This window comes from Mesorhizobium sp. W016, from assembly GCF_054719485.1.
Map to the genome: position 1 here is coordinate 4,838,122 of NZ_JBTTIF010000002.1, position 18,135 is coordinate 4,856,256.

The window sequence follows — 18,135 nt, forward strand, 5'->3', positions numbered from 1 at the left end:
GACTTTTTTGCCGGCCAATTGAGAAGCCGCCGGAGCGCCAGGGCTCGGCTTCGTTGGCCGCTTGGGTAAATCACGCCAGAAAATTCGTCAGGCTGAGTCGGTCGGTGTCGACTTCGAGAACCGGAGCGGAGCGGACATTAAGTCCGTGAGCACCGGCCTACGCCGGCCGTAGCCATAGCTGCCGCTACCACCTCATGAGTGCTTCGGCCGGCGAAGGCCGGAAGCGCAGAAGACGGCATCAAACGGCCAGCCTCACGAATTTAAATGCCGGGATTTCAGGCGCAGACGCGGTTGCGGCCTTGCCTCTTCGCCTCGTAGAGCTGGCGGTCGGCGCGGCGGTAGAATTCCTCGGCGGTTTCCTTCCGATCCCAGACGGCTAGTCCGACGCTGGTGGTGATCTTGAGGCGGACATTGCCCGACAGCACCGACATGTTGGCAATCGCTTTGCGGATGCGTTCGGCGAACTTCCCCAACAACTCCGCATCCATGTTGGGCGTGACGACGGCGAACTCCTCGCCCCCAAGCCGCGCCACCACATCGTGGTAGCGCGTCATGCCTTTGAGGCAATTGGCGACTGCCCTAAGCACCTCGTCGCCGACATCGTGGCCATGCGTGTCGTTGACCTGCTTGAAATGATCGAGGTCGAGGATCATCAGCCCGACGGGCTTTTCGATGCGGCGGAATTCCTCGAGATATTCCTTCAGCGCATCATCGAAGTAGCGCCGGTTCTGCATGCCGGTAAGGCCGTCGGTCAATGCCGCATGCTGCAGCGTTTCCGAGCGGGCGCTGAGCGAAACCGTCATGGCGCGCAGCTTGCCCTCTTCCGTGGCCTGCCTACGGATCAGCGGGTAGATGAAGAACACGCCGAAGAACAGCGCTGTCGCCAGCAGCACCCCGGTGACAAACAGCAGCGTGTTGAGATAGGCGATCCTCTCGACCCGGGAAGTCGTATCGTGACCGACCGCGATGAACTGCAATTGACCATAGGCATAAAGCGTCACCAGGCCTGCGGCCAGGATCACGAAAATAAAGACGAAAAATGCGGATTCCGCCTTGTGGAAACGCATCTGCTTCCCGTTGCAAAGTACCCGCCGGATCTATGGCATGCCGGCGCCTTACGGACGGTTAATCCAGACAACCGGAGCGGGAATGTTCATTCCTACTTCTGTTTCTTTAATTGTATTGGCAGCACGAAAATCAAATCGCGGTTTGCAAGCGGCCGCCGGGCTGCAATCTCAGCCATTCCGGTCCCAGCTGATGGCGAAACCACGTCGTTTGCCGTTTGGCATATTGCCGCGTCGCTGCCTTGCAGCGCTCGATGGCCTGAGGAAAGCTGATGTCACCCGCCATGGCAGCCGAAAGTTCGCGAACGCCGATCGCCTTCATCGCCGGCAGGCCGGGATCGAGGCCAAGCGCCGCAAGCCGTTTGACCTCATCGAGCGCGCCGAGATCGAGCATGCGGTCGAACCTTGTTTCGATCCGCTCGACAAGGGGGGCGCGGTCCGGCTCGATAACGAAGAACCGAGCGCTGTCGCGGTCGATCAGCGGCCGGCCGCGCGCTGCCTGCCATTCTAGGATGGAGCGGCCGGATGCGTCGAGCACCTCCAGCGCCCGCACGATGCGCTGGCCGTCGGTCGGCTTCAGCTGCATGGCGACCGCCGAATCGTCATGCATCAGGATGCGGTGCAGCTTGGCTGCGCCTTGCTCCTTTAACTCGTAGCGCCAGCGGTCGCGTACCTGCTGCGGAATGTCGGGCATTTCCGAAATGCCCTCGGCAAGTGCGCGAAAATAGAGCCCGGTGCCGCCGACGAAAATCACCGGACGTTCAAAGGCGGCGTCGTCGGGCTGTCGGGCGAGCGTGCCGTCATCGATCAGCTTCATCACGTCGCGCAGCCAGGCGCCGGTGGAATAGGCGGTGGAGGGATGCACATGGCCATAGAGAAAGTGCGGCGCGCGGCCGAGTTCGGCGGCGCTCGGCCGCGCCGTCAGCACATCGAGCACCGAATAGCCCTGCATGGAATCGGTGTTGACGATGACGCCGCCCTTGCGCTCGGCGAGATCGAGCGCCAGCGCCGACTTGCCGCTGGCTGTCGGCCCGGCTATCAGGATCGCGTTCTTCACGCGGCCCTCGCCCGCCTGCCCGCCCTCGCCTAGCTGCTTGGAAGTCTCGATGCCGCTCATTGCCACGCTTGTGTCCCACCCCCTCCGCCGCGCGATGTCGGCCTCGCTTGCGAATATCGCCTCACGGTCGGTCGGTGCAAGCGCTGTTCGCTGGCTGGGCGATGGCGTCGCCTGCGATCTGGTGTTGCCCGAGGGGGCAGAAGCCGCTGAGGCAAGTGCGGCCTTGCGCACAGCACTTGGTTCAGAGCCGGTCGACGTGATCGTTCAGCAGGCCGAAAGCCGCCGCAAGACAATCCTGCTTGCCGATATGGATTCAACCATGATCGACCAGGAATGCATCGACGAACTCGCCGACGAGATCGGCGTCAAGGACCGCGTCGCCGCCATCACCGCACGCTCGATGAACGGCGAGATCGCTTTCGAGCCGGCGCTGCGTGAACGCGTGGCGCTGCTGAAAGGCCTCGATACGGCCGTCGTCGACCGCATCATCGCGAACCGCCTGACGCTGGCGTCGGGCGGCCGCGCTCTGGTGCAGACGATGCGCGCCAATGGCGCCTGGACGGCGCTTGTCTCCGGCGGCTTCGACGTCTTCACCAGCCGTGTCGCCGCCATGCTCGGCTTCGAGGAAAACCGTGCCAACCGACTGATCGAGGAGAACGGGCGCTTTGCCGGCCTGGTCGCCGAGCCGATCCTCGGCCGCGCCGCCAAGGCCGATGCGCTGAACGATATCTCGGCCCGCCTGGGCCTGACGCCATTCGATGCGATTGCGGTCGGCGACGGCGCCAACGACCTCGACATGATCCGCCTGGCCGGCACCGGTGTCGCGCTCCACGCGAAGCCGGCCGTTGCTGCCGAAGCCAAGGTCCGCATCGACCATGGCGATCTCACCGCACTGCTTTATCTCCAGGGCTACCGCCAGGAAGAGTTCGCCCAATGAAACCGATGCGCACCGAGCGCCTCATCCTGCGCAACTGGGAAGAGCGCGACCGCGAACTCTTCCATCGCATCAACTCCGACGAGCGGGTGATGGAATTTTTTCCGTTCCGCCGCGACCGCGCCGAGACGGATGCCAAGATGGACGAGTTTCGGGGCTGGATCGCCGAGGACGGCTTTGGTTTTGCCGCCGCCGAGATCGCCGCGACTGGGGAATGCATCGGCTTCGTCGGCCTCTTAAAGACCGATCACGTGCCGTCCCTGCCTTCCGATACGATCGAGATCGGCTGGCGGTTGGCGCCGGAATTCTGGCGAAAGGGCTATGTCACGGAGGCCTCCGAAGCCTGGCTCGCCTTTGGCTTCGAGACGCTTGACCGGGACGAGATCGTCTCCTTCGCCGTCGCGGCCAACCGCCGCTCGACGGCCGTCATGGAGCGTCTTGGCATGAGCCCTGACCCGGCTCGCGATTTCGACCACCCATCCATCCCTGACAGCCACCCGCACCTCAAGCGGCATGTCCTCTACACCCTGTCGCGCAAGGACTGGCAGGCAAGAAAAAGGGCGGCTAACTAGCCGCCCTTTTCATTTCGAAATCAGATCGTTGCAGGCCTGACCGGACTCAATCCATCCGGATCGTCACGAAGCGCAACTCGCCTGTCTTGGACGCCAGCATCAAGAGCGCATTCTTGCGGCCCTGCTCCTTCAGCGCGCCGATCCGGTCCATCACGTCCTTCGGGGTCGCGACCAATTCCTGGGCGATTTCGGTGATCACCTCGCCGGCCTGGATGCCGCGCTCGGCGGCGGCCGAATCCTTGGTGACGTCGGTGATGACGACGCCGGAGACGTCGGCCGCGATGCCGAATTTTTTCCGTGTGTCGTCATTGAGCTCGCCGACGGTCATGCCGAGCACCGAGGCCGTGGAGACCGCGGGCGCCTTGTCGCCGCCCTTGTCCTCATCGGTAGTGCCGTCCTCACCGGCAGCGACCTTCTCGCCGTCCTCAAGCCGGCCGAGCGTCACCTTCACCGTCTGCTCGACGCCCTTGCGCACGATGATCACGTCGACCGCCTTGCCGACCGGGCTTTCCGCCACGACGCGCGGCAGGTCGCGCATTTCATGGATGTCCTTGCCATCGAACTTGATGATGACGTCGCCGGCGAGAATTGTGCCGTTGTCGACCGGTCCGCCCTTGATGACGCCGGCCACCAGCGCGCCCTTGGCGGTCGCCATGCCGAGGCTCTCGGCGATGTCGTCGGTCACCGGCTGGATGCGCACGCCGAGCCAGCCGCGACGGGTCTCGCCGAACTGGCGCAGCTGGTCGACGACGCCCGAGGCAAGCTGCGAGGGGATGGAGAAACCGATGCCGATCGAGCCGCCCGACGGCGAGATGATCGCCGTGTTGATACCGATGACCTCGCCCAGGCTGTTGAACAGCGGCCCGCCGGAATTGCCGCGGTTGATGGCGGCGTCGGTCTGGATGAAGTCGTCGTAGGGGCCGGAATTGATGTCGCGGTTGCGGGCCGAGACGATGCCGACCGTCACCGTGCCGCCAAGGCCGAACGGATTGCCGATCGCCATCACCCAGTCGCCGACGCGCATCTTGTTGGAATCGCCGAATTTCACCGCCGTCAGCTTGTGGCCCTTCGGGTCGACCTTGAGCACCGCCACGTCGGTCTTGGTGTCGGTGCCGACCAGCGTCGCCTTCAGCGTCACGCCGTCGGAGAAATTCACCTCGATGTCGTCTGCATCGGCGATGACGTGGTTGTTGGTGACGACAATGCCTTGCTCGGCGTCGACTACGAAGCCGGAGCCCAGCGACTGTACCTTTTGCGCGCCGCCATCCTTGTCGCCGCCACGGTTCTTGAAGAAGTCGTCGAAGAAATCCTGGAACGGCGAACCCTCGGGCAGCTGCGGCATCGGCACCGCGCCCGGACCTTCCGTGCCCTTCACGGTCTGCGAGGTCGAGATGTTGACCACCGCACCGAGCAGGCCTTCGGCGAGGTCGGCAACCGAAGCCGGTCCGTCCGCGGCCATCGTCGGCGTCACGAAAGCTGGAACGGCAAGCGCGCCGACCAGAAGTGCCGCAGCACCTGCGATGAACGTCCGCCGCGCCGCGCGCAGAAGGGTGTTGGATGTCATCGAAAGCCTCCCGGATTGCAGAAAAGAAAAGCGCTTCGGCAAAACGCCGCGTCGCGTCATGTTGGCAAGAAATACGGCACGTTTGCGGCTATGGCCACATCAGGAGGATAAATCCTCCGTTACACCTTAGAACGGTTCGCCGTTTCGCGGAAACGGCGAACCGTTCGATCCCTTTGCTTTTACGCAATTCCGGACGGAAAACCGCTCACACTTTCCTGGAATTGCAGATCAGCGGTCCTCAGCCACGCACCAACCAGACGATGCCGACGCCGATGGCGATCGCCACCAGCCCGACGATGCGCAGCGCAATTTCCGGCGTCGACAGCACTTCGCCGGCAAGACGTTTGGCAAGGCCGGGAAAGCCGCCATAGACCAGACCCTCTACGACGAGGACCAGGCCTATGGCCGCAAGGAAATCCTGCACCGCCCTACTGGGCGGGTGCAGGTTGTGCAGCCGGCGCGGCAGGTGCCGTCGCCGGCGCGGCAGGTGCCGTCGCCGGAGCCGCAGGCGCCGCCGGCTTCGCGTCCGTCCCGTCCGGATTGCGGAAGAAGCGGAAGAACTCCGAGTTCGGCGACAGCACCATCGTCGTCCCGGAGTTGTCCAGCGCCGTGCCATAGGCATTCATCGACCGGTAGAAGTCGAAGAACGCCGGATCGCGTTTGTAGGCGTCGGCAAAGGTCGCGCTGCGCTGGGCTTCACCTTCACCACGCAGGATTTCCGATTCCTTGCGCGCTTCGGCGACGATTTCCACCACTTCGCGGTCGGCGCGGGCGGTGATGCGCTGCGCGGCCTCTTTGCCGCGTGCCCTCAGCCGTTCGGCCTCGGCCAAACGTTCGGCCTTCATGCGGTCGAAGGTCTGCTGCGAAACCTCAGCCGTCAGATCGGTTCGGCGGATGCGCACATCCTCGATCTGCAGGCCGAGCGAGGTGGCGTCGGGCCGAAGCTGATCGCGCACTTCGCGCATCATCACGGCCCGCTCTTCCGAAAGCGCCGCCTCGAAGTCGCGCAGACCGTAGACACGGCGCAGCGCCGCATCGAGACGCGTCCTCAGTCGTGCTTCGGCCAGTGTGATCTGACCGGACACGGCTGAGCGGAACACGCGCGGATCCGAGATGCGGTACGCGATGAAAGCGTCGACCTCGTAGAACTTGCCGCCCGAAACCTGGACGCGGATGTTGTCGAGATCGAAGCGCAGCACCCTGTTTTCGATCAATTGCACGCTGTCGGCGTCGAAGAAGGCGAAAGGCGCCTTGAAATAGATGCCGGGTTCATTCTTCACGTCGACGATCTCGCCGAACCGCAGCACGAGCGCCTGCTGGCGCGCGTTGACCACGAAGACCGAGGAGTAGAGCAGGAACAGAAGCACGGCCGCGATGACCGCGATGATGGGAAGACGATTGGCCATCACTGGGCTCCTCCCGTGGTCGCAGGCGGCAGCGCCTTCGGCTGCAGTGCCGGCAGCGGCAGATAGGGAACGACCCCTTGCCCATTGCCCTGTTCGACGATGACCTTGTTGGAATCCTTCAGCACCTTCTCCATCGTTTCCAGATAAAGCCGCCGGCGCGTCACGTCGGGCGCCTTGGCGTATTCGTCATAGACCGAGATGAAGCGCTGCGCCTCACCTTCGGCTTCCTGGACGACACGGTTCTTGTAGGCTGCCGCGTCCTCGCGGATCTGCGCCGCGGCGCCACGCGCCTGGCCGAGCTTCTGGTTGGAATACTGGTTGGCCTGCTCGACGAACTTGTCTTCGTCCTGCTCGGCGCGCTGCACTTCGTCGAAGGCATCGGCAACTTCACGCGGCGGGGCCGCGTCCTCGATCGAAACCGCGTTGACATTCAGGCCGGCCTTGTAGCCGTCCAGCGTCGTCTGGATGATTTCACGCACCGACGCGGCGATGCCCTGACGGTCGTCGCGGAAGATGTCCTGCGCCGGTCGCCGGCCAACCGCTTCGCGCATGGCGCTCTCTGCGACCTGCTGCAGCATGCCTTCGGGATCGGAGACGTCGAACAGATAGGCCCGGGGATCGGAGACCTGATAGGCCACCGAAAACTGGACGTTGACGATGTTCTGGTCGCCGGTAAGCATCAGCCCCGACGAGTTGCCGCTCGTCGCGCCGCCACCACCGATATCGACGAGTTGTTCGGCGATGTTGGCCGTCTCGACGGTTTCGACCGGCCACCAATGGAAATGCAGACCCGGCTGCGACAGCTCCGCCTTCGGCTTGCCGAAGCGCAGCTCGACCGCAACCTCGTCCGGCTGCACGGTGTAGACCGCCTTGAACGCCCACAGCACGATCAGGGCCGCTGCGATCAGCGCAAAGACGGCCGGGCTGGCGCCGCCGCCACCGGGCAGCGCGCGCCGCAGCCGGTCCTGGCCGCGGCGGATGATGTCTTCGAGATCGGGAGGTGACCCCGGCGGGCCGCTAGGCCCCTTCGGTCCCTGCCCCCAGGGTCCCTGATTGTTGCCGCCGCCGCCCCATGGGCCGCCGCCGCCGCTCTTGTCGTTCCAGGGCATGAATGTCCTTTCGCTTGGGATTCCCTCAGCGCCGACGTTGCGGCGCAAAATCCAGTTGTTCTTCTATAGGGACGCAGCGATGCGCTTTCAACGCGATCCGCTGCCGAGCATGTCCGTTTTGGACGTTCGCGACCCTTTTATCGTCTCAATGCACGCCGCGGCGTCGCTCGTAAACCGAATAGCGCGTCGCATGGCTGTCCTTTTCACCGGCCGGAACGTCCTGAGCGCTGACAAGGCGCCACAAATCCGGATCGATGTCGGGAAAATGCGCGTCGCCATCGACCGCCGCCAGCACATGGGTGACGTGCAGCCGGTCTGCCAGCGGCAGCGCCTGCGCATAGATCTCGCCGCCGCCGATGATGCAGATTTCGTCGACGCCGGCCATGCAACGCCCGCGCACCGTGGCCAGCTGGATCGCTGCCTCCAGCGAGTGCGCCACCTCTATGCCCTCGGCGCGCCAGGCCTTGTCGCGGGTCACCACGATGTTCAATCGGCCCGGCAGCGGCCGGCCGATGCCTTCATAAGTCTTGCGGCCCATGATGACGGGCTTGCCCATCGTATCGGCCTTGAAGCGCTTGAGATCGGTGGACAGCCGCCACGGTAAGCCGCCGTCGCGCCCGATGACGCCGTTCTGCGCAATGGCGACATAGATCGCGACGTCCATCAGTTGGCTCCCCGGGCGCCGTCATCCGACGGCTCCAAAAGCAATATGTCGATGTTGTGCTCGGGATAGAGATCCTGCGCCGCCGTCTCGAAGGTCGTCGGCCCGACCTTCTTGACATTGTCGCCGCAAAACGAGATCAGCGCTTTCGGATTGCCCTTGTCGACGGTTAGCTTGAACTTGCCGATGCTGCCATTGGCCCAGTTGCCGCCGGTGGTCAGGATATAGGCTATGCGGTTCTCGTAAAAATGCGGATAACCGTCGGCCTTGGCGGCCTGCCGCACCGCATTCTCGAAGCTGTCGTCCATGCAGTAGCGGGTCTTGTAGGTCGTATACTGGCTGCCCTCGGAGAACTTGCCGTCATAGAAGAAACTCACCGATGACGTGCCGCCGACGCTCGGTTTGTAGCGGTGCGAGACGTGGACATCCTTGTTGGCCGGAAAGGTCGCGCGCCACCAATAGGTCGAGCGCAACTGCCACCACGGCGTATAGACCTTTTTCGCCTCGGTACCGTCGCTGCCCGTATCCTCGATGATGATGCCGCGGTTTTCCCAATCCTCGGCGACCGTTTTCGGCAGATTCGCCAGGGCCGCCTTGGCCGCATCGCCGAACGGATTGAACGGCACGTTCTGCGCCTTCAGATCGGCGCCGATATCGATGCCGACAGCGAACACTTTCTGCTCGAGCTGCGGCTTTGCCGGCGCTCCGTCGATCGTCACCTCGAAGCCAAGGAAATTGTCGCTCTGGTTTTCCGGGATGGCCGGCATTTCCTCCGGATTGCCTTCGATGTCCGGCAGCGGAAAAGCGACGATGGCATTTACATCCTTGTCCGTGTTGTTGTGGAAGACGTAGTCGACCGTGACCTTTTCCGGCGAGATATAGAGGTCCTCGCTTTGCATCGACACCGCGTCGCTACGCGACAGGATCAGGCCACCTGTGCCGAGTTCGGCGGTCGTATCATTGGCCAGCGCGGGCGCTGCTGAAAGCGCCAGCGCTACGGTCAGAACATATTGCAACATCGAAGCCCCTCGCCAAGAATGCCGCGACCCTAGCCGTTTCAGTGTGGCGTTTCAAAGCCTTCCGTCTCCCAACAGGACGCCACAGTGTCTGGACACGCCAATCGGCGGTCTGGACTAACAGGTTTCGATCGGGCAGGAGTTCGCGTCATGCGCAAGCTTCTCGTCATCGGCATCGGCGCCGGCAATCCCGATCATATGACCGTGCAGGCGATTGATGGCCTGAACCGGGCGGACGTCCTGTTTATTCCCGACAAAGGGGCGAAGAAGAACGACCTTGCCGAATTGCGCCGCCAGATCTGCGACCGTTTCGTCAGCAATCCGAAATCGCGCCGCGTCGAGTTCGACGTGCCGGTGCGCGCCGAGCCGGCGCCTTCCTATCGCTCGACCGTCGATGACTGGCACGAGGCCATCGCCCAGATCTATGAGAGCCTGGTCCGCGACGAACTTGCCGAGGACGGCTGCGGCGCCTTCCTGATCTGGGGCGACCCCTCGCTCTATGACAGCGCGCTGCGCATCCTCGCGCGCGTACGACTGAGGGGCAATGTCGCATTCGAACTGGAGGTCATTCCCGGCATCACCGCCGTCCAGGCGCTAGCCGCCGGCCACAAGATGGCGCTGAACCGCATCGGCGACCCCGTGCTGATCACCACCGGCCGCCGCCTCGCCGAACAAGGCATGCCGCACAATGCCGGCAGCGCCGTGGTCATGCTCGACGGCAAATGCGCCTTCAACACGCTGGCAGACAAGGATCTGATCATCCACTGGGGCGCCTATCTCGGCACACCCGATGAGATCCTCGTTTCCGGTCGCCTGGGTGATGTTGGCGAAGAGATTGAGAGGACGAGAGAAGAAGCCCGGAAAAGAAAGGGCTGGATCATGGATACGTATCTGCTGCGAAAGCGGGAGTAGGCAGTAAGGTTCTTCAGTTCTTCAGTTCTTCAGTTCTTCAGTTCTTCATTTCCTCCCCTCACCCAGCATCAATCTCGGCCTGCAAGGCGTCCATATGCGTGGCCGCCGCTGCCGCCGCAGCGCGCTCGATAGCGCGAAAACGGCTGACGACTGCAAGGCCAACTGATGTCAGCTGCGCGCCGCCGCCCTTTTTGCCGCCGGTCTGCGCCGCGACCAGCGGCTTGCCGAACACACGGTTCATATCTTCCACCAGATCCCAGGCGTGCTTGTAGGACATCTCCATGCCGCGTGCCGCAGCCGAGATCGAGCCGAAAGTGGCGATCTGCTCCAGCAATTCGATCTTGCCCGGACCTATGCGCCCGTCCGGATCGAGATTTATCCGCAGGCTCAGCGACGGCATCTCTAGTCCTCCACGGTCACACTAGCCCCTCTCGACCCATAGCGCTATTCCAAAACGATATAGCGGCTATCAGCCATCCGCTTCGGCCGGCAGCCCGGCGCCGGTGTTGGCGCGGTCGAAACTGACCGTCTTGATCACCGCGAACACCTTGCCGCCGAGTTGAAGGTTCAGTACCTGCCTGGATTGTTCGGTAATGCGCGCAAGCACGGTTGCGCCATTGCAGTCGATGCCGATTTCGACCGTCGGCCCCTCGCCCGAGCCGATTGCGACGATGGCGCCCGGCAGGATGTTGAGCGCACTGAGACCTTTCGGCTGTTCGGTGGCGATCATCACGTCGCGGGCGCGGATTCGGATGCGCACAGGCGCGCCGACCGAGACCGCCAATTGCGGCACCCGGATTTCGCCCGCCGCCGAGCCGAGCACGGTCATCCCGAAGATCTCATCATGGCGCAGCACCTTGGTGTCGAGAACCGCGCCGCCCTCGCCGCGTTCCTCCGCCGGCAGCAATTCGAGCCGTTGCATGATCGCGCCGGTCGGGCCTGAGGCAGCGACCTTGCCTTGCGCCATCACCACCACGTCGCTGGCCAGCCGCGCCACCTCGGCGACGGAGTGGCTGACATATACGATGGGCAGCTTGGTCTCGTCGCGCAGCCGCTCGATATAGGGCAGGATCTCGGCTTTGCGCGCATCGTCGAGCGCGGCCAGCGGCTCGTCCATCAACAGCAGTTTCGGGCTGGCAAGCAGCGCCCGGCCGATCGCCACGCGCTGCTTCTCGCCGCCCGAGAGCTTTGCCGGTCGCCGGTCGAGCAGAGGACCGATGCCGAGCAGTTCGACGACCGCGTCGATATCCGCATAGCGCTCCGCCGGTGGCGTGAACCAGCGGCCATAGCGCAGATTGCCGGCCACGCTCATATGCGGAAACAGCCGCGCGTCCTGGAACACCATGCCGATCCGGCGCTTGTGCTTCGGCACGAAAATGCCGGCATCGGTGTCGACCAGCACACAGCCGTCGACCGCGATACGGCCCTTGGTCGGCCGGATCAGGCCGGCGATCACGTTGATCAGCGTCGTCTTGCCGGAGCCCGATGGCCCGAACAGCGCCGTCAGCCGCCCGGCGCTTTCGAAACGCGCGTCGACGGCGAAACCGCCGAGCCGATGGCTGATGTCCACCAGCACGCTCATTCGATGTCCATCCGCCGGCCGACGCGCCGCGCCAGCACTTCCGAGGCGACCAATGCGGCCATCGAGATGACGATGGAGATCAGCGTCAGCCTGAGCGCCCCGTCATCGCCGCCAGGCACCTGCGTGAAGGTGTAGATCGCCGAAGGCAGCGTCTGCGTCTCGTTGGGAATGTTGGAGACGAAGGTGATGGTGGCGCCGAACTCGCCCATCGCCTTGGCGAAGGACAGGATCGAGCCGGCGATCAGCCCGGGCAGGATCAGCGGCAGCGTGATGGTGGCGAAGACCCAAACCGGGTTGGCGCCGAGGGTTCCCGCCGCTGCCTCCATTTTGCGGTCGACCGCCTCGATCGACAGCCGGATCGCCCGCACCATCAGGGGAAAGCCCATGATACCGCAGGCCAGTGCGGCGCCGGTCCAGCGAAACGAGAAGACGATGCCGAAATGCTCGGCCAGGAAAGCTCCCGCCGGCCCGCGCCGGCCGAAGGTAAGCAGCAAGAGATAACCTGTCACCACCGGCGGCAGGATCAACGGCAGGTGAACCACACCGTTGAGCAGCGTCTTGCCCCAGAATTTTCCGCGGGCCAGCAAAAGCGCCATCAAGATGCCCGGCGGCAGGCTGAACAGCATCGCCACCGTCGCCACCTTGATCGACAGCCGGACCGCATTCCATTCGTCGGGAGTGAGGTCCAGCAGCCAGTTCATGCGTCAGCCGCTACCTTAATTGCTCGGCGTGAGCACGGTGAAACCCTGATCCCTAAACAGCTCCACCGCCTTGGCGGACTGCAGGCACTTCAGGAAAGCCGGGGTATCCTTGTCCTTCGAATCGGTGGTCTGGGCAACCGGATAGATGATCGGCGGGTGCGAATCCTCCGGGAAGGTGCCGACCACCTTGACTCCCTTGTCGGCATGCGCGTCGGTGGCATAGACGATGCCGAGCGCGGCCTCGCCCGTTGAAACCAGCTTCAGCGCGGCGCGCACATTCTCGGCCTGCGCCACCTTGCCTTCGACCGACGACCAGACGCCGAGCGATTCAAGTGCCGCCTTGCCATACTTGCCGGCCGGCACCGCCTTGACGTCGCCCATGGAGAGCTTGCCGTCGCTGATCAGCTTGGCGAGGTCGAAGCCTTTCTCGATCCTGGTTTCGACCTTGGAATCCTTCGGCGCCACCAGCACGATCTGGTTGCCGAGCAGTTTCACCTCGGTGTCCGGCTTGGTCAGTTTCTTGTCGGAGAGATATTTCATCCAGTCGAGGTCGGCCGAGATGAACACATCGGCGGGCGCCCCGCTTTCGATCTGCTTGGCCAGCGCCGAGCTCGCGGCGTAGGAGACGGTCGCCGCTTCACCGACATCGGCTTCGCAGGCCTTGGTGACGGCGTCGAGCCCGTCCTTGAGGCTGGCTGCGGCAAACACGATCACCTTGTCTCCCGCGTGAGCCGCCGGCATCACGGCCATCAGAGCTACGGCAAAGCCGCCAATCGCGATCGCCCTCAAACCAAAACCTTTGTGCCCCAACATGAAAACTCTCCCTGGGCTTGAAATCTGCTGGCTCGACTCCTGCCGACCGATATATCTGGATGAATATAACAAGGGAAGGCCGCCTCCTGCGAAAGCGTATGTTCGGCATCGATTGTTCTGGTTTGGACGTGCACCGAAACCCGGAAAGGAACTCCGATGAAGATCAGCGCCCGCAACATCCTTAAGGGAACGATCGTCGAGATCGTCAAAGCACCTCGCCTGTCCGCGGTGATGTCGCCGGCTCCGTCGTCACGCTTCGATCACCAACGAGGCCGTTGCCGATCTCAAGCTCGAAAAAGGCAAGCAGCCTATGCCATGATCAAGGCAACCGACGTCATGGTCGACATCGATTGAGGGTCGGAATTGATTGACGGTGGACGGATCAGACCGCGATCGGCGCCTTGATCGACGCGTCGGCAAAATAGTTTTCCAGCCGGAAATCCTCGAAGCGGAAGGCGAACAGGTCCTTCACCTCCGGATTGATCCACAGCGTCGGCAGCGCCTTGGGTGTGCGCCGCAATTGCTCGCGCGCCTGCTCGAAATGGTTGGAATAGAGATGCGCATCGCCCAGCGTATGGACGAACTCGCCGGGCTTCAGCCCGGTCACCTGCGCCACCATCAGGGTCAGCAGCGCGTAGGAAGCGATGTTGAAGGGTACGCCGAGAAAAATGTCGGCCGAGCGCTGGTAGAGCTGGCAGGACAGCTTGCCGTCCGAGACGTAGAACTGGAACAGGCAGTGGCAGGGCGGCAGCGCCATCGCCTCCACTTCGGCCGGGTTCCACGCCGAAACGATCAGCCGGCGTGAATTCGGATTCCTGCGTATCTCCTTCAGAACATTGGCAATCTGGTCGATCGACCCGCCATGGCCATCCGGCCAAGAGCGCCACTGCTTGCCATAGACCGGGCCGAGATCGCCATTCTCGTCGGCCCATTCGTCCCAGATCGAAACGCCATGATCTCTAAGGTATTTGATGTTGGTGTCGCCGGCCAGGAACCACAGGAGTTCATGGATGATCGACTTCAGATGCAGCTTCTTGGTGGTGGTGACGGGAAAGCCGCGCGACAGGTCGAAGCGCATCTGGTACCCGAACACCCCACGCGTGCCGGTGCCCGTGCGGTCGCCACGGTCGGCGCCATTGTCCAGCACATGCTGCAAAAGGTCGAGATACTGGCGCATCGGCTTCGCCTCGATTCGGGGTTACCGCCATCATAACCGACTGGCCGCCGGCCGAACACAGCAAAAGGACCAGAACGCGGCTTGCCCCATCACTCTTCAAGGGTTAGCGTTGCCCCTCACCTGCCTGCCGGCATCCTCTCCCCGTATAGGGACGGGGAGAGGGGCGCTGTGATCAGCGGTTTCGCCAATCACAAGCGTTCGAGAGAGAGAGCCAAGGCTGCGGTCAGCCCTTTCTCCCCGTCACTATACGGGGAGAAATGCCCGGCAGGGCAATGAGGGGCGGTGCTGACCTCCGGTGAGGAGCAAAATCAAACGCGCGCTCTGCCTATCGGCAATAATCTCTACAAAGAGCCGAGCTTGCCCAGATCCTTGGCGACCAGATAGTAGAAAGTCACGCGGCTCTTGGAGCTGTCGGCGGCCAACGCCTTGCAGGTCTTCTCGATCGCTGAGTCGGCTTTCGCCCCGTCGGTCACGCCAAGTTTCTTGGCAACCCAGTTGGTCTTGACGCGCTCCAATTCCTTGGGGTCGGTGCAGGATACCAGCGAGGAATCGCGGTTGCGCAGCGCGATGCCCAGATGTTTCACAATCTTGGCAACCACATCGGCATTTGCGGCGGCGTCGTATTTCTTCACGTCTGCGAGATAATCGGCCATCAAATTTCCCCATGTCGGCGCCACGGGATCCGATCGATGAGGGCTGTGGCGCGCTGCCGCAACTTGTGCGCTCGGTCGATACTCCTCACCATCGCAAAGCTTCGGTTGAGACCGCCCGCGAGTCAACCCTCGGCGCCGCAGTTTGGTGCGGCCAAGAAGTGTCATTGCGGCCTTTCATTTTGTGCGCCCGCCCCCTATATTCGTTTTGTCGGCTTGACCGACTATGGCGATAAATGGGCGATGTAATAAGCCGTTCGGACCCGGGGGCGGTACCCGGCGCCTCCACCAAGAACCGTTCTGTGATCAGAGCGGCTGTTGCTGGGGGCGAAATAGGATCGACGAAGGTGTAAAGATCGTACTTTTGCCCGGCATGGTACCACCGTCATCGGGCTAAACCTGTAGTTGCAAATGACAACTATGCGGAAGCACGTCTCGCCGCGTAAGCGGTGCGATAGCTTCAAATCAAGCCCTAGAGGTTCGCACTTCTAGGCGGGGTTCGGAGGTACCTGGCAACAGAAACCTCCACTTCTCCCCTCCTCGATATCGTACGCTCAATGCCGGCTGCCGCTGGCCGGATTTCGCATGACGATGGGCCGCGAAGCCTACACCAAATTGAGCCATGAGCTGGTGCAATTTGCCGCTGGCGTCGGTCGAAGGCCGTGGTTCTGGCCGGGGCCGGATTACCCCAGACGTGAAAAAGGCCGGGATGACCCGGCCTTTCCGGTCGATTGCGGTCAGCTTACTCGGCCGGCGCTTCAACGGCTTCGCGCGAGCGGCCAAGCGTCAGTTTGGCCAGCGTGAACGAGATCACCGCGCAGAGCGTGATGCCGGCCACCATGGGCAGCGGGGTGCCGTCGAAGAAGATGCCGGCGACGCCCATCGCCAGCGCACCGATGGCGAAGTGCAGGGTGCCCATCAGCGCCGAGGCCGTGCCGGCGATCTCGCCATGCTCTTCCATGGCCAGCACCGACGTCGTCGGGATGACCAGGCCGAGGAAGCCGTAGCCGACGAACAGCAGTGCCGCCATAACATCGAGCCGGTCGACGCCGGTCGCCATGACTGCGAACAGCACAACCATCGTCGTGGCATAGCCGGTTACCGCCACCCAGACGACGCGCTTCAGCCCGAAGCGCTCCGACAGCATCCCCGTCAGTTGCGACATGCCGATGAAGGCCACCGCATTGATCGAGAAGAACACGCTGTAGACGGAAGGCGACAGCCCGTAATGGTCGATCAGGATGAAGGACGAACTCGAGAGGTATACGAAGAAGCTGGCGATGCCGAAGCCGGCGATCGCCACCAGGCCGAGGAAATTGCGGTCACCCATGAGGAAGCGATAGCCGGCGAGTGCGGTTCCGAAGGACGAACCGACGCGTTCTTCCGCCGGCCGCGTCTCCTTCAGCGAGGTCGCCAGCAGAATGGTGGCCAGAAGGGCCGCGCCCGTCACCGTCCAGAACACGGCGCGCCAGCCAAAATTCTCGATGATCTGGCTGCCGGTCAGCGGCGCCAGGATCGGCGACACCGAAAACACCAGCATCAGCAGCGACATCAGCTTGGCGGCTTCGGTGCCGGTGTGCAGGTCGCGCACGATGGCGCGCGGCACCGCCATGCCGGCGCTGGCGCCCAGCCCCTGCAGGAAGCGGAAGGCGATCAGCCATTCGATGGTCGGGCTCATGGCCGAACCGATACCGCCGACCATGAACAGCGCAAGGCCGCCGTAAAGCGGCAGCTTGCGGCCGACCATGTCGGAGATCGGTCCGACGACGATCTGGCCGAAGCCCATCGACAGGAAGAAGATCAAAAGGCTCATCTGAACGGCGGCGGTGCCGGCATGCAGATCCTCGCCGATCGAAGGCAACGCCGGCAGATACATGTCGATGGCGAAGGGGCCGATAGCGGACAACAGGCCGAGCACGACCGCGATGCGGAGGAATTTGGGACTCATGATAAAGGCTTCTTTCAAGTCTGGTTGGCGCCGCCAACGCGACGACTAACCCTAGGACGTTCCATCCCGTTGAAATCCGACGGCTCAGAGCGAGATTATTCGTCTCTACGGAGCGAATTCCCATTTATTGTGTCCACAAATTTAGACAGCCTTGTCTAATTCGTCAATCACCTCTATATAGATTTCTATGAAGCTTGCCGTTTCTCCTGACATTTTCCCGCCACGCGGCCACGAGGCCAAGCGTATGTCGATCATCGATGCGGCGGCTTCGGTCTTCTGCCGGGAAGGCTTTGCCGGCGCCAATATCGACCTGATCGCGGTGGAGGCCGGCGTGTCGCGCCAGACCATCTACAATCACCACCGCGACAAGGAAAAGCTCTTCATGGCTGTGGTGCGCGATCTGACGGAGCGCTGCAATGCCGGCATCTTCGCCACCTTCGCCTCTTTCCCAGACCAGCCGAAGGATCTGGAAGCCGACCTGATCGGCTTTGCCGTGCGCATGAATCAGAACTGCATCTGCAACCGCGACGGACGCTTCCTGCGCAAGCTGATCCAGACCGAAGGCGAGCGCTATCCCGAGCTCTTCGCCGAATGGCGCGACCAGGGGCCGGGCCGGACCTGGCCGGCACTTGCCGCCCGTTTTGCCCGCCTCGCCCATGCCGGCCATCTCGCGGTCGACGATCCCGATGTCGCCGCACGCCAGTTTCTGGCGCTAGCCAACGCCGAACTGCAGACCACCTTCATGCTAGGCGGCATGCCGTCGGAAGATGAAGTGCTGCAATCCGCGACCCACGGCGTGCGCACATTCCTGCGCGCCTTCGGCAAGCGCAGATCAGCGGCAGCGATGGAAAAACAGCTGGCCAGCGCCTGAACGCCAAAGCAGGCGATCAAATCGTCCGTTACGGGCTTCGCTTCGGCGCATCAGCGATCTATATCCGGTTTACGCCGCGCTCAAGCTTGATTACAGCT

The 18,135-nt window shown here is 63.0% G+C and carries 19 protein-coding genes, 1 other RNA gene and 1 pseudogene; 6 read left to right on the forward strand and 15 right to left on the reverse strand.

Going from position 1 to position 18,135, the window contains the following annotated elements; all coding sequences use genetic code 11:
• Positions 1-275: 275 nt before the first annotated feature.
• Complete coding sequence (locus ACYG9V_RS23990; protein WP_023668337.1) at positions 276-1,067, reverse strand: GGDEF domain-containing protein; 792 nt, start codon at positions 1,065-1,067, stop codon at positions 276-278.
• Positions 1,068-1,197: 130 nt separating this feature from the next.
• Positions 1,198-2,181 carry a tRNA (adenosine(37)-N6)-dimethylallyltransferase MiaA gene (gene miaA / locus ACYG9V_RS23995; protein ID WP_352513022.1) on the reverse strand — a complete coding sequence of 328 codons (984 nt, stop codon included), beginning with the start codon at positions 2,179-2,181 and terminating at the stop codon, positions 1,198-1,200.
• Here miaA and serB point away from each other — a divergent pair.
• Complete coding sequence (gene serB / locus ACYG9V_RS24000; RefSeq protein WP_352765632.1) at positions 2,171-3,058, forward strand: phosphoserine phosphatase SerB; 888 nt, start codon at positions 2,171-2,173, stop codon at positions 3,056-3,058. The two genes, miaA and serB, sit on opposite strands and share 11 nt — an antisense overlap.
• Complete coding sequence (locus tag ACYG9V_RS24005) at positions 3,055-3,627, forward strand: GNAT family N-acetyltransferase (RefSeq protein ID WP_023699045.1); 573 nt, start codon at positions 3,055-3,057, stop codon at positions 3,625-3,627. The genes serB and ACYG9V_RS24005 overlap by 4 nt, the downstream gene beginning before the upstream one ends.
• 46 nt (positions 3,628-3,673) lie before the next feature.
• On the opposite strand, the gene ACYG9V_RS24010 is transcribed toward ACYG9V_RS24005, so the two are convergent.
• From ACYG9V_RS24010 to ACYG9V_RS24035, 6 genes are all read right to left on the reverse strand, one after another.
• The gene (locus ACYG9V_RS24010; RefSeq protein WP_460222023.1) at positions 3,674-5,191 is read right to left on the reverse strand and encodes a DegQ family serine endoprotease; all 1,518 of its coding nucleotides are present in this window, start codon (positions 5,189-5,191) and stop codon (positions 3,674-3,676) included.
• Between the two features lie 238 nt (positions 5,192-5,429).
• Positions 5,430-5,615, reverse strand: a complete 186-nt coding sequence (locus ACYG9V_RS24015) for a DUF2065 domain-containing protein (protein WP_023668333.1) — start codon at positions 5,613-5,615, stop codon at positions 5,430-5,432.
• Between the two features lie 4 nt (positions 5,616-5,619).
• A complete protein-coding gene (hflC, locus tag ACYG9V_RS24020; protein WP_023682089.1) occupies positions 5,620-6,597 on the reverse strand; it encodes a protease modulator HflC in 978 nt (325 codons plus the stop codon).
• Complete coding sequence (hflK, locus tag ACYG9V_RS24025; protein WP_023667407.1) at positions 6,597-7,706, reverse strand: FtsH protease activity modulator HflK; 1,110 nt, start codon at positions 7,704-7,706, stop codon at positions 6,597-6,599. The genes hflC and hflK overlap by 1 nt, the downstream gene beginning before the upstream one ends.
• A 145-nt stretch (positions 7,707-7,851) precedes the next feature.
• Positions 7,852-8,370, reverse strand: a complete 519-nt coding sequence (locus tag ACYG9V_RS24030; protein WP_023667408.1) for a dihydrofolate reductase — start codon at positions 8,368-8,370, stop codon at positions 7,852-7,854.
• Positions 8,370-9,386: a DUF4424 domain-containing protein gene (locus ACYG9V_RS24035; RefSeq protein ID WP_023735947.1), complete on the reverse strand. Its 1,017-nt coding sequence runs from the start codon at positions 9,384-9,386 to the stop codon at positions 8,370-8,372. The genes ACYG9V_RS24030 and ACYG9V_RS24035 overlap by 1 nt, the downstream gene beginning before the upstream one ends.
• 147 nt (positions 9,387-9,533) lie before the next feature.
• Here ACYG9V_RS24035 and cobF point away from each other — a divergent pair, with 147 nt between their 5' ends.
• Positions 9,534-10,295 (forward strand): precorrin-6A synthase (deacetylating), encoded by a 762-nt coding sequence (gene cobF / locus ACYG9V_RS24040; RefSeq protein ID WP_023827573.1) that lies wholly within the window; start codon positions 9,534-9,536, stop codon positions 10,293-10,295.
• A 58-nt stretch (positions 10,296-10,353) separates the two neighbouring features.
• Here the strand turns inward: cobF and ACYG9V_RS24045 are convergent, their stop codons facing one another.
• From ACYG9V_RS24045 to modA, 4 genes are all read right to left on the reverse strand, one after another.
• Positions 10,354-10,695 (reverse strand): winged helix-turn-helix domain-containing protein, encoded by a 342-nt coding sequence (locus tag ACYG9V_RS24045; protein ID WP_023667411.1) that lies wholly within the window; start codon positions 10,693-10,695, stop codon positions 10,354-10,356.
• 69 nt (positions 10,696-10,764) lie between these two features.
• A complete protein-coding gene (gene modC / locus ACYG9V_RS24050) occupies positions 10,765-11,877 on the reverse strand; it encodes a molybdenum ABC transporter ATP-binding protein (RefSeq protein WP_352765635.1) in 1,113 nt (370 codons plus the stop codon).
• The gene (gene modB / locus ACYG9V_RS24055) at positions 11,874-12,578 is read right to left on the reverse strand and encodes a molybdate ABC transporter permease subunit (RefSeq protein ID WP_023668326.1); all 705 of its coding nucleotides are present in this window, start codon (positions 12,576-12,578) and stop codon (positions 11,874-11,876) included. Before modB ends, modC begins: the two co-directional genes overlap by 4 nt.
• Before the next feature lie 15 nt (positions 12,579-12,593).
• A complete protein-coding gene (gene modA / locus ACYG9V_RS24060; RefSeq protein WP_352765643.1) occupies positions 12,594-13,388 on the reverse strand; it encodes a molybdate ABC transporter substrate-binding protein in 795 nt (264 codons plus the stop codon).
• Positions 13,389-13,547: 159 nt separating this feature from the next.
• Here modA and ACYG9V_RS24065 point away from each other — a divergent pair.
• Positions 13,548-13,745, forward strand: a pseudogene (locus ACYG9V_RS24065) (TOBE domain-containing protein).
• Between the two features lie 28 nt (positions 13,746-13,773).
• Here the strand turns inward: ACYG9V_RS24065 and ACYG9V_RS24070 are convergent.
• Entirely contained in the window at positions 13,774-14,568 is a 795-nt protein-coding gene (locus ACYG9V_RS24070) for a thymidylate synthase (RefSeq protein WP_023688064.1), read from the reverse strand.
• A gap of 341 nt (positions 14,569-14,909) precedes the next feature.
• Positions 14,910-15,221 (reverse strand): DUF2853 family protein, encoded by a 312-nt coding sequence (locus ACYG9V_RS24075; RefSeq protein WP_023668323.1) that lies wholly within the window; start codon positions 15,219-15,221, stop codon positions 14,910-14,912.
• Positions 15,222-15,389: 168 nt separating this feature from the next.
• Between ACYG9V_RS24075 and ssrA the strand changes: the two genes are divergently transcribed.
• Positions 15,390-15,748: a transfer-messenger RNA gene (gene ssrA, locus ACYG9V_RS24080) on the forward strand.
• Between the two features lie 212 nt (positions 15,749-15,960).
• Here the strand turns inward: ssrA and ACYG9V_RS24085 are convergent.
• The gene (locus ACYG9V_RS24085; RefSeq protein ID WP_023682099.1) at positions 15,961-17,166 is read right to left on the reverse strand and encodes a multidrug effflux MFS transporter; all 1,206 of its coding nucleotides are present in this window, start codon (positions 17,164-17,166) and stop codon (positions 15,961-15,963) included.
• Positions 17,167-17,353: 187 nt separating this feature from the next.
• Between ACYG9V_RS24085 and ACYG9V_RS24090 the strand changes: the two genes are divergently transcribed.
• The gene (locus ACYG9V_RS24090; RefSeq protein WP_023688063.1) at positions 17,354-18,037 is read left to right on the forward strand and encodes a TetR/AcrR family transcriptional regulator; all 684 of its coding nucleotides are present in this window, start codon (positions 17,354-17,356) and stop codon (positions 18,035-18,037) included.
• Positions 18,038-18,135: the final 98 nt, after the last annotated feature.